This window comes from Olsenella uli (assembly GCF_016899935.1).
Lineage (GTDB): Bacteria > Actinomycetota > Coriobacteriia > Coriobacteriales > Atopobiaceae > Thermophilibacter > Thermophilibacter uli_B.
Map to the genome: position 1 here is coordinate 69,356 of NZ_JACJJK010000008.1, position 11,480 is coordinate 80,835.

At 60.8% G+C, this 11,480-nt stretch carries 7 protein-coding genes; all 7 read right to left on the bottom strand.

Annotated features, from left to right (window positions below):
- Positions 1 to 10 precede the first annotated feature (10 nt).
- The 7 genes from H6A07_RS08090 to H6A07_RS08120 all read right to left on the bottom strand — a co-directional run bounded on the left by H6A07_RS08090 (position 11) and on the right by H6A07_RS08120 (position 11,289).
- Positions 11 to 1,048: a glycosyltransferase gene (locus H6A07_RS08090; RefSeq protein WP_204814417.1), complete on the bottom strand. Its 1,038-nt coding sequence runs from the start codon at positions 1,046 to 1,048 to the stop codon at positions 11 to 13.
- Positions 1,049 to 1,069: 21 nt separating this feature from the next.
- Positions 1,070 to 2,962 (bottom strand): DUF4012 domain-containing protein, encoded by a 1,893-nt coding sequence (locus tag H6A07_RS08095; RefSeq protein WP_204814418.1) that lies wholly within the window; start codon positions 2,960 to 2,962, stop codon positions 1,070 to 1,072.
- A 150-nt stretch (positions 2,963 to 3,112) separates the two neighbouring features.
- Complete coding sequence (locus H6A07_RS08100) at positions 3,113 to 5,869, bottom strand: glycosyltransferase family 2 protein (RefSeq protein ID WP_204814419.1); 2,757 nt, start codon at positions 5,867 to 5,869, stop codon at positions 3,113 to 3,115.
- A 54-nt stretch (positions 5,870 to 5,923) separates the two neighbouring features.
- Positions 5,924 to 7,909: a DUF6541 family protein gene (locus H6A07_RS08105; protein WP_204814420.1), complete on the bottom strand. Its 1,986-nt coding sequence runs from the start codon at positions 7,907 to 7,909 to the stop codon at positions 5,924 to 5,926.
- A gap of 152 nt (positions 7,910 to 8,061) precedes the next feature.
- Positions 8,062 to 9,201, bottom strand: a complete 1,140-nt coding sequence (locus H6A07_RS08110; RefSeq protein WP_204814421.1) for a glycosyltransferase family 4 protein — start codon at positions 9,199 to 9,201, stop codon at positions 8,062 to 8,064.
- On the bottom strand, positions 9,191 to 10,411 hold the full coding sequence (locus tag H6A07_RS08115) for a lipopolysaccharide biosynthesis protein (RefSeq protein WP_204814422.1): 1,221 nt from the start codon (positions 10,409 to 10,411) through the stop codon (positions 9,191 to 9,193). The genes H6A07_RS08110 and H6A07_RS08115 overlap by 11 nt, the downstream gene beginning before the upstream one ends.
- Before the next feature lie 23 nt (positions 10,412 to 10,434).
- Positions 10,435 to 11,289, bottom strand: coding sequence for a LicD family protein (locus H6A07_RS08120; protein ID WP_204814423.1), 855 nt, complete (start codon positions 11,287 to 11,289; stop codon positions 10,435 to 10,437).
- Between the last annotated feature and the right edge of the window lie 191 nt (positions 11,290 to 11,480).

The following is an 11,480-nucleotide window of genomic DNA, read 5'->3' on the forward strand; positions in this document are numbered from 1 at the left end:
TGTAGCTATACTAGCGGAATTTCCGACGTCCCCGTAGCCTCCTGAGCGCACGGGACAGAGCAGCAGGACGCGAGGGCGGAAGACCGTCGTTGACGCGCGCGACGAACGTCTCGGGACTCCTCAGGAGCACCTTGAGCGCACGACGCTCACTTGGCGAGAAGAGCCCGGTGTCCAGCCAGCCACGCTCGAGCGCAGCGCCCAGCTCCGCGGAGGCACGGCTCGCAAACTCCGGCCGCAGCGAGGGGTCGATACGCGCGAGATTCCACACGTAGGCGTCATACTTGCGCTTCTGAGCGATAGGCATAAGGCGGGGGTCGCAGACGTCCTCAAGCACGAACCGCTCCACCTCGGCATACTCCCGACAGACAAAGTAAGCCTTGTCACGGTTGTTGATCGACGAGGACTCGTTGTCCTGACGATAGTGCAGAACGGCGCCGTGAACGAGAGCGGCCCGACGGGCGCACGCCCAGATCTTGAAGCTGAACGAGGTATCCTGGAACGACGCGCCGGGCGTCTCGAGCAACCTGAGGCCGTTTGAGACGATGAGGTCACGACGGACAAGCATGGACCAGAGCGCGGGCGAGAAGAAGAACGGCGCGCTGAGCTCACGCGGGTCGAACGCGCACCTGCAGAGCTCTTCCCGACAGAGGTCGACGAGCTCGTCGCGCTCCTCGGGCGTGCTCCAGTAGAGCCAGTAGTTGGCGCGCACGACGTCAAGATCGTCCGCCTCCGCACGCTTGAGCAGGCACTCGAACATGTCCGGCTCAACAAAGTCGTCAGACTCCACGATGCCCACGTACGAACCGCGCGCCTCGGCGATGCCAAGGTTGATCGTATGCCCATAGCCAGCATTGGGCTTGTCGATGACCCTGAAGCGAGCGTCCTGAGCCTCAGCGCGCCTCAGCAGCTCGAGCGAGGAGTCGGTCGAGCCATCGTTGACGCAGACGAACTCGATGTCCTCGAGCGTCTGCGCCATCAGGCTGTCGAGACACTGCGGAAGGTAGCGCTCAACGTTGTAGACGGGAACGATAACTGAGACGCGTGGCATGGCTGCTCCGAGCTCGTATGACTACGCGATGAGCGCCTGCATGAGGGACTCTTGCGCGAGCGGCGTCGTCCTAAGCGTAAGAGCGCTCCCCGCCTCGGCGGAGGTGGTGACGGTATACGTGAAGGTCACGCTCTCCCCCGACGTCAGGGACGTCAGGGCGTAGCTCATCGGAAGACCATATCCCGTCGCGTTGGTGAACGCGCCGCACGAGCCGGACCCTTCGACGCTCATGTTTGAAATGCTGCCTCCAGCCGGCGCAAAGAAGTACACATAGGTCAGCATGTCGGAAATCTCACTCTTTTGCGGGTTGTAGCCAGTGACGTATTTGGGAGCCATCAGCGCCTCATCAGGGGTCAAAGTGTTGGTCAGGGTGGTCGTCACCTGATAGCTCGTCGTGCCGTCATCGTTGGCAACGCCCTCGCCGATCTGCGTGTAGCAGGAGGCGTACCAGTCAATCTTGCTCCAGGTTGCGTCATTGAGGTACACGCCCAGCTGGGGGTCAGTCGGATCGGAGCCCATCTCCCCCGAGATGCCGAGCGTTCTCATGACGTTCTCCTCGTCCTCGTTGGCCATCCACACCAGCAGGCGACCATCCTTGGCGGACTGCTCGATGACGTCCATGAGGTCCGTCATTCCGGCATTGCCGAGGTTGCCCATGATGTTCTTGAAGGCGAGCGCGGCAACGGAGCCGAAATAGGCGTCCTGCGCCGTCGCGTCGTTTCCAAACTTCCAGTACGTGTCACTGAGCAGAACGCTGGCAGCGTTCGACCCATCGATCGTCGTTCCGTCATCTGCGGTGAAGCCGCCCGTCAGGCCCAGAAGCCGCTGCAGGAATACCGGATCGATCGCAATGACGCCGTCAACGTCACCAAGACCGGCCTGCCTCCAGTACTCGGATGCAATCTCGCCGGTCCTCACAAAGTTGGGCGTATACGTAACCTGCGCGGCATTGGTGCCGAGTGTCCATCCGATGTGATTGAGCTCCTCGTCGAGCACGGGGACGTTGAAGCCCTCCTGGTTGACGACCGTGGTGAACTCGCCCATGGAGATGGCGCCGTCGGTGATGCTGATCGTACCCCAGGAGCCGGGCATGCCGCCCGTGGAGCGAACCTCGGAGTTGTTCTGCGCGAGCACGAGATACGTGCGCGTCTGGCCGTCGGAACCGAGCATCTGCGGGAGCAGCTCAAGAATCGGCTTCGCCTGCCCCACGAGCTCCTGAGCCTCGCTCACAGGTCCCTGGACCTTGTCGAGCACCTCAGCAAGCTGCGGGATGTGCGCCTCGGGCAGGTTGGCGATAGTGTCCACCGACTCCTCGATGGTAGGCAGCGAGGAGCTCACGGCATCGGAGATGGACTGAATCAGCTCGACGTTAATCGTACCGTCCTGCATGAGGTCGGAAAGGCCCGTCCCCGAGACGCTGTCGGCAATCGGCACGAGCGCGTCGTCGACGAGCGCCGCACCGGCATCGCCGAGCTTCTGGACGCTCTGGATGTCCTCCCCCACCACGGGAAGCATCGAGGCAAGCCCCCACAGCGGGGAGTGAACCTCCGCGTTAATCGAGGCCATGCGCTCCTGAACGGTGCCCACCGCCTCGTCGAGCGCCTCCGCGTCGCCGTTCTTGAGGGCCTCCTTGAGCGGGCCGGCCTGGTCCATCAACTCCTGCGCCTGGGACTTAACCGACATGGCCGAGTTGTAGAGAAGGACGCCGCAGGTCCCACCCACGACGAGAAGAACGGCAAGCACGATGCCGACGACGATGCCGATCTTCTTGCCCCGGCTCGGGCCACCGCCCTTTCCGCCCTTGCGCGCCGCAGTGTAGAACTCCACGTCCTCGCGGGAATGACCGACGTCGCTCGTCGCAACGCTGTCGTCAGATGCCTTCTTCGAGTGCTCAGGGGAGAAATGGGCCGCCATGAACGCTCCTCGCTCGTCAGTTCCAGAACAGATACATCGGGTCTCATACTATGCGTTTTGAAGCAAATCCACCCAAAACACAGGAGAGGCCCCATCACACAAAACGTGATGGGGCCCACACCGGAAATGGTAGACGCAGCAACCTAAAGCTTATTCCGGGTTCTGTCCTTTCGCTCGCCAGATGAGACGCTGCACACCCTCGTAGAGAGTTGTCTCCTCGACCTTGTGGGCAAGGCGAACGATTGCCGTCTCGCGTTTCCGGTTCTTGTCCGACGCAAGGTCGGCTAGCGGCTTCAGGAGGTGAATCCGCTCCCCCGCCTCGTGCGAGGGCAGAATGAGGTCAGACCTAAGCTCGTTTTGAATAGCAAGAAGACTGCGGAAAACCACTTCCTCGTCGAGGTTCTTCATAATCGGCCAGTAGTAGTCCTGCTCGAGGCGACTCGCCACTGTCGTGTAGAGCTCAGCCATACCATGCTCCGCGGCAAACCGGAGGTTCTCGCGAATTCCCCACAGCAGGTCGCGAATGCGCGCAGAGGTCCACTCGGTCTTCTTGTAGCCCACACGATAGCGGTACACGACGTCGGGGATGAGGTGATACCCCTCCGCAGCACAGACGGCACGCGTCAGGAACACCGGGTCCTCATACCAACTAAGCTGTGGGAACCTCACGCTACCATCCGCGAAGAGGCGGGCGTCATACAGGAAGCGAATCCATCCGTAGTCGTTCCAGACGTGCTCGAGAGCAACATCCTTCTCGACATCCGCCGTATAGAAAGACTCGGCGAACGAGAACTCCTCCTTCACCTTCCCCGAGGGCGTGAGGAGGCTGAAGGACCCGCCGCACATGAGGGAGCCGCTGCTGCGCAGCCCCTCGAGCAGCGCACTCAGGGCGTGCTCGCTGGCGTAGAGGTCGTCCGGGTCGATAAAGGCGAGGGCGCTGCCGCGAGCGAGCGAGATGCCCCGGTTGCGCGCCGCGCCGGCCCCGCAGTTGAACTGGGAGACAACGCGGACGCGCGCGTCCTTGGAGGCAATGGACTCGAGGGCGTCGAGCGAGGCGTCAGTGGAGCCGTCGTTGACAAAGATGACCTCGATGTCCCGCAGATCCTGGCGAAGAATCGACTCAACGGCCTCGAAGAGGTACGCCAGCGCGTTATAGACGGGGACGATGACGGAGACCGCCGGGCTTTTGGGCCCGCTCTCCCCGCCGGCGGGGAACACGAGTGCGGCGGAGTCGGCCATCCCCTCAAAGACGGGGCGAATCGGCTCCGCGTCAAGGTCGTCCAGCAGCGAGAAGGACTTCCTCACCCGACTCCAGATGGGCAGCGCCGCCGCAAAGACGGCTCGCTTGGCCTCGTAGGAGAGCTCTGACCCCATAAGGTCGTCCGCAAACCGGACAAGCTCGCCGACGGCCTCCTCAAAGGTGGACGGCGTCACCACAGAGACGGCGTCCCCGCACATGCCGAGACCAGCGGGAAGGGAGCTCACCTCGAGCGCGGCAAGGAGGGCACGCAGCGCAATGACCGGAAGGAAGCTCCCGTGCGAGAGCAGGGCATCGGTCTCCCCTGCCAGAACCAGCACTCCCTCGGACGGAACGCAGGCGCCGTCGCGCGAGAGAAGCTCCCCCGTGGGGCCGAGGTCTGCAGCCGAGACGGCGCGCGAGGCGCACAGCAGCGCGAGGCGGCCGCCGCGAATCCGCGCGGCATCGACGCCGAGCAGGAGCTTCGAAGTGAGCAGGTCGGCGTCATCATAGACCCTGCTGGCTCGGGCATCCGAGGCCCTCAGCTCCGCCACGAGCGCACCGGTGTCCTCGTGGACGAGAAGCACCTCGTCGCTGTCCGAGGTGGCATCGAGGACGGCGGGCAGGCTGGCGAGGACGTCCTCCCTCGCCAGCCCGGAGAGGCACGCCACGACCGTGCCCGCAACCTCGACGGGTCCGTAGGCGCGCAGGTAGTGTCCCTCGGGGTCCGCGAGCATACTGGAGAGCGTCTCCCACGCCCCGCCGTCAAAGTACGAGGCGTCGAGTAGGCCCGCAGCGGAGATCCGCTGGAACTCGTCGATCATGCGCACGTAGAACTGGCGGCGAATCTGGGGAACGAGCCGCTCCAGGTTCCAGCGGTAGCCGCCGAACTGCTGATAGGGAATGCGTCGCTTGATCTTCTCGAACTTCTCGGCATCTCGCTGCGCATAGCGCCAGATCTCCGCATACTCCTCGCATATGGGGAAGATCTTGGCCTGGGACTTGACCGAGGAGCCGTCGTTGTCGACGCGATAGCGCAGGAAGCCCTTCCTGAGCAGGTACGCCCGTTCCGCGGCGTAGAGGAGCTTGAAGCAGAAGCCCGTGTCCTGGAATGAGGCACCCGGCGTGGGCAGGAAGCGCACGTCGTTCTCGACGAGAAACGAGCGACGGTAGAGGCCGCTCCAGATGGCCGGGCGGCACAGGAATACCGTCTGGTGCTCGACGGGCCGGAAGACCGTGTCGTAGGGACAGCCGGCGAGGTTCTCAACGAGCTCCTCGTGCTCCCCCTCCTCGCCCGTGGTGCTGTAGGCGTAGAAGTTGCTCTTGACGACGTCGGCATCATGCTCCTTGGCCGCCCCGTAGAGCTTCTCGAACATGTTGGGCGCGGCAAAGTCGTCCGACTCCACAATGCCAACGTACTCGCCCGTCGCGCGGTCGAGCCCCCGATTCATGGAGTCGCCGTAGCCGCTGTTGGGCTTGTCGATGACGACGATGCGGGGGTCACGGCGTTCGAACTCGCGCACGATGGAGAGCGAGTCGTCCGTCGAGCCGTCGTTGATGAGGATGATCTCTATCTCACGCAGGGTCTGGTTGACCAGGCTCTCGATGCACTCCCGGAGATATCTCTGGACGTTGCAGATGGGAACCAGAATGGAAACGGCCGGCTTCAAGAGAATCCCCCTACCGTGTGACGTGGCTACTCCGACAACTAGGTTATCGCACCCTTACTCGACTATCCGGTAGAGCCTCATGTCTCCCTCGGAAAGAACAACTTCAAAGCCGGGAGTGGAGTCATTCATCCCCTCAAGACCGGCCCAGTCCTCACTGACGTAGCCCGGCGAGGAATAGCACCCCTCCCCCTTCGTCATACCGTCACAATCCAGAAGGAGCACGTAGCTGACTCCAGCTGAGCGAGCAGCCTCCCGGACTGAACGGTCGCTTTCAATTTCATTAACGTGTGCACGCAGCACCTCGAGGTTCGCGTCACCTTCCCCGTGAGGTTTATAGAACCAGTCACGGTTCACAACGTTGAGATTGTAGAGAGCATACGCATAAGCGCTGCCGTCATACGGATAGTTCAGGACCGGCTCATCTCCAACCAAATCCCTCGTCTCAGTAAGAAATGTGCTCTCTTCCAGATCAAGCCCGTTCTCGTCAGTTACTCGAGCATTATGCGAGGAGAGCATGCTGTTCACCATGCCAAAACCCGTAACAAGCCCCACCTGATTCTGAGGAATAGAGATATTTGGATAGAAGTTTGTCGCCATGAAGCCCGCGCAGAGAAAACCCACCGTACAGCATGAGCGCCATCTGGACTCGAAAGTCGGAAGCTCCCTGCTTACGGCGCGCACCGCAAGCGAACACAGCGCGTCAAAGCCTACCGAGGCAAGCGGTATTCCTACAAAGGGAATCATTGCCGCAATTCTGAAGCTGTCGTTGTACCAAAACCCTGAGAGAATCGTTCGCCACTCACTCGCCACAGACGTGCAGACAACATAGATCAATGCCATAAGTGCGAATGTCACAACAAGCCAACAGTTCTCTCGCCTGAGGATGCACACCACGCATCCGAGTACCATAATCGCAGCAAGCACCCACTGAGGACCGCTAGCCTTGTTGAGTCCCAGCTGGAAGAAGTTTGAGATTGCTTGCGAGACCGTAGTGTATGCAGGCCAGTCAAAGTGGACCACGTCATGAAGAGGCGGCGCCATGTACAGGAAAATCCAAACCAGCAGAACAAGCACCGTAAAGGCAATACTTGGAATGAGACGTTTCTTTCCTTGCAGGCCCCAATCCCGAGCGCGTACATATAGAGCCGAAACCGCATAGCACGATAGTAAGGCAACGCCAACAAAAATCGCGTTCGGATGAGCGGCGAGCAAGAGAGCGCATCCCGCAGAAAAAGCGAGTAGCCAACCAAGAAAGGACCTCGATGAGCCGGCGTTCAGCAACAACATGAATTCGAAAGCGACAAGAGGCAGCAGAGAGTAACCAAGCAAGTTGGGGTAGAGAGGACCGAAGAGAAGAAAACCCCAAGGAAATGCCGCAAAGGCGACAGGAAATAGAGCGCCAAACCTCACTACTGACGCTCGCTTCCTAAACACATAGCTCATAAACAGACACGTCGCCGACGGGAAAAGCACCGAACAAATAACATAGTTGACCGCGTTAACAGCAACTGCAACATTTGCCTGTCCGAAACTCGCCACCACAGACGCGAGAACGTTCCACAAATACGGATAGGAAACGAAAAGCGGATAGTCGACGAAAACACCGGTGTTCAGGGAATCACGCACACCCGTCAGATGCGCGATGTTGTCGTTCTCCTGAAAGAACGAGTCCGCACCATCGAGAGGCAAAACGTAGTAGAGCATGCAAACGACGGCTGCAATTGCAAGGTAGAGAATGAGATTCTTCCAGGACGCGCAACGAGAACGCTCCCTTCTGTCGCCTGATGAGAGCCGCACATCCATGATGTGCGGCAATGCCCAAATGCCAAAGCCTATCGCAAACACAGGCAGGATAGTATTAGCCCAACCCGAATGAACTCCCAGCACTGGATAAAGGCCCGAAATCAAGTAGAAGCCAATCAGTGAGAACAAAGGCGAGAGAGCAATCGCATCCGCACGAGAAAAGCGGATACCCCTAAAGAAGAGGAAGCCGGGCAAATAGGCAGCAATCAACGCAAACACAACGTCAACGATAAACAAAGACCACATAGAAGGGGCCCTCCAGCACGTCCGGAACGAGACGGTCCAACTAAACGATTACGTCACCTCAGACACCTTAATCGCGTTGATGACTTGATTCTACCCCCCAAGGGGTGTCTGCACCTCAGAGGAAGGGCCAGCCGCCAGCAATCTCATAACAATGCATGCTCGACCGCCGATGCCGTCGCGTCCCAGGAGAAGCGCTCCCGCACCAGCTCGCGGCACCGCTCGCCCATCGAGGGCAGCTCCTCGCGACGCCCGCAGAGCGCGAGCACCTCACGCACGACCGTCCCCGCCGTCGCGTCCGGTATGATGCGGCCATAGCGCTCGTCGGGGATGAGCTCGCGGGCGCCGCCAACGTCCGTCACGAGCGACGGGCAGCCGCACGCTGAGGCCTCGAGGAGCGTGGTCGAGAAGCCCTCGGAACGCGTGGGCAGGCACATGAGGTCCGCCTGCAAGAGGAGCGCGGCCGTGTCCTCGCGCCCAAGGCGGCCGACCCAGCGCAGGCAGGGCCCCTCGGCGGCTCGGACATCACCGGCAAGCGGGCCGTCCCCGGCGAGCACGAACGTCACACCCGCCTCACGGAGGCGCTCGTCGCGCGAGGCCTCGATCAGCGCGGAGACGCCCTTCTCGGGAACGAGGCGGCCAACGAAGGCGACCAGGAGCCCATCGGCGGCGATCCCAAGCTCGCCGCGGAAGCCACGGCCGCTGGCGGCGGCGCGATACGCGTTGGCGTCGATCGCGTTGGTGATCACGCCCTCCGCTCGAATCCCAAAGTGAGCGAGCCACTCGGCGCTCTTCTCGGAGATGCCGTAGTAGCGCGGGGCGTGACGTCTCCCCCATCGCGTGACCGCATGCTCATAGAGACGCACCGCGGGGTCGAGCGCGGGACTCGAGAAGGAGAGGTGAGCGGATCCGTGGTCGAGCACCACGGGCGTGAGCCCGTGTGCGCGCGCAAGACGCATCCCCAGTAGGGACTGTGGGTAAAACCGCGCGTTGACGAGCACGCCGTCGAGCGGCCGGCGGGCGAGCCCCTCCATGAGGCGGCGGCGCTCAGAGCCGTGGCGCGGCAGCGGAAACCGCCCCGAGACGAGCGGTCGGCAGGGCAGCCTCACGACCTCGACGCCCCCCTCGTGCACGACGCCGGCACCCAGCCCTTCGGTGTCGTTGGTCACCACCACGACCTGGTTTCCCCGGGCCACGAGCGCGCGGGCAAGGCCCTGCGTGAAGTTCTCGATGCCGCCCAGATGCGGCGGATACTGCGCCGAGAAGAGCGCGTAGCTAGCAGCCATCCGCCATCCCTTTCGCACCATGGGCCCCACAGAGGAAGCGAAGCACGTGCCAGCACATAATAGCTACCCCCACTGCATAGGACAGCGAGATTGACAGGCTCGTCCCGTTCATGCCAAATGCGTCCACCAGCAAGATCGTAGCCGGAACGGACACCACGCAGGCGACCAGGTTACCTATGAGGTTCCAGCGCATCTGCCTCATGCTCACCAGCAAATCCGAGAGAAACGCGATGCACGCCGTAACGGCAGAGCTGAGGATGCCCGCGTACATGAGATAGCCGTATGGAACGATTCCCTCACCAAAGACGGCCTGCAAGAACCAATCGCCCGCAAAGAAGAAAAGGGCGGCACCGCCCGCGAAGATCACTACGAAAGCAAGGATGACGCGGGCAAAGAGTTGACGAAAAGAGGCTGTGTCCCCTCGGTCGAGGTGCTCGGCAAATACGCCCAGCAGCGGGGCATACACATAGTTTGAGCACGCTTGAATCAAGACGATGGGAGTGCAGATGGACGCATAAATCCCAAGGGCTGACTCTCCCTGGGACATGCCGAGATACTGTCGAGCAAACGTGACGACGAGATTGCAGACCGCCATGCCCACTACGGCGGGAAGGCATCGAATGAGCAGCTGGATGATCTTCTCGCGGGAGAACACGGGGCGCACAGACGAGAGGCGCGCAGCGCGTGAAAGATCGTAGAAGACAATTGGAAGGGTCACGATTGACATGGACAGCACGGCAAGCTCGAGGCTGCCCGTAAGCGCCAGCACCAGAGAAAACGAGACGACGAACAACACCCCGCGCACGCCCATCGACCAACCGCAATAATCCATGCGATAGTGCTGCTGATCAATGCCATGGAGCACGTCAATAAAGCTGTCAATCGAACGAAACACGAGATAGAGGAAGATGCAAGGAAGCGCGTTGGAGGCACAGGTCAGCGCAGCGTATGCCATGACGCCAACAAGGGCGATTCCGATGGTGACAAAGCGGAAACCCACGTACTCTCCCGAGGACGTTTCCTCATGAACGTCCGACACCTGATAGGCACGAATTTTATAGAGCGCAATCGGTGCAAAAACATTGGAGATCGCCATGGCAAGAGCAAGCACGCCGGCGGCGTCATAGTCTGGGGAAAGCCGCACCACCAACACGGTGATGAGCCACTGGCACCCGGAGTACAGCAGCGAACCCACCGAGTTCCAAATCATATTCTCCCTGACAGAGAGTCGCTTCATCGCGCGGCACTTCCCCACGTCGTCCCGTCGCCGAAGTCTATGAACAACGGCAGATGCGTATGGCGATCCTCGGGATCGGGTATGCGACGCCAGTCGCCATAGACATGCTCGAGATAAAGCTCAACGTCATGAGGGACGGGCAGCTCGTGCCCCTCAAACTGCGCGACGGCAGGAGGCACAAGGCTTTTAGCAGAAATGGGCGACATGTTTGGCCACACAAGCGTGAGGCATTCGTCGCTCAGTTCCCCTTCGCGCACAATGGCTCCGTCAAAACAATTCTGGAACCATTCGGCATCCGACACGATCAGACGAAGGACGCCATGGGCCAAGAAACACGCGGCACGCTCGGCGGCCCCAAGAGCACCCCTATGGGGAACCGTCACGCTTCTTGCATGATAGAGGTAGGAGAGTTGCTGCGCGCGAGAGGCTCGAGAGATCTCCCGGCGACGCTCGGCAGAATCGACGGGCAGACGATCGTAGGGGAAAACGTCCACAAAAATGCCCTGGGCGTGCCCCGCCTCGCGAGTCTCCTGATTCTCAAAGCGCGTTCCGTCCTTGTAGACCTTTGCAAAGAGGGCGGCGTTGCCGGCGGTATTGCGCGAGGTGTGGAGAGAGTAGCCGGAGGGAAGCCCCGTCTTCGCAAGCTCACAAAAGCGATCGTAGTCCTCACGAAGCAAGGCGATGTCCACGTCATCGTCCCAGGGGATAAAGCCCTTGTGGCGAATCGCACCGAGCGCCGTGCCCCCCTCAAGGAACCACGTAATATCATGCTCTCGACAAAACGCAGCAATCACCAGCAGAATCTCCAGCTCGGTTGCCTGCAGCTTTGCAAGCGCCTCCGCCTGATTCATTGCCCATCTCCCTTCGCGTCAACTCGGCTGAAAAGCATACCCCATCAGACAGCCCGCGCCGTGAGCCTGGTGACCTTCCATGTTATTTGAAGAATACGTTCATTTTCAGCTTGGCTTCAAAGTAATATGAACATAAGAAAACGGTAAGCGTACAATCATCCCAAGGTAAGCAGTCGATACTACCGGGAGCA

Coding starts and splice junctions, on each gene's coding strand:
- H6A07_RS08090 (WP_204814417.1), bottom strand. CDS start 1,048: ATGCCACGCGTCTCAGTTATCGTTCCCGTCTACAACGTTGAGCGCTAC.
- H6A07_RS08095 (WP_204814418.1), bottom strand. CDS start 2,962: ATGGCGGCCCATTTCTCCCCTGAGCACTCGAAGAAGGCATCTGACGAC.
- H6A07_RS08110 (WP_204814421.1), bottom strand. CDS start 9,201: ATGGCTGCTAGCTACGCGCTCTTCTCGGCGCAGTATCCGCCGCATCTG.
- H6A07_RS08115 (WP_204814422.1), bottom strand. CDS start 10,411: ATGATTTGGAACTCGGTGGGTTCGCTGCTGTACTCCGGGTGCCAGTGG.
- H6A07_RS08120 (WP_204814423.1), bottom strand. CDS start 11,289: ATGAATCAGGCGGAGGCGCTTGCAAAGCTGCAGGCAACCGAGCTGGAG.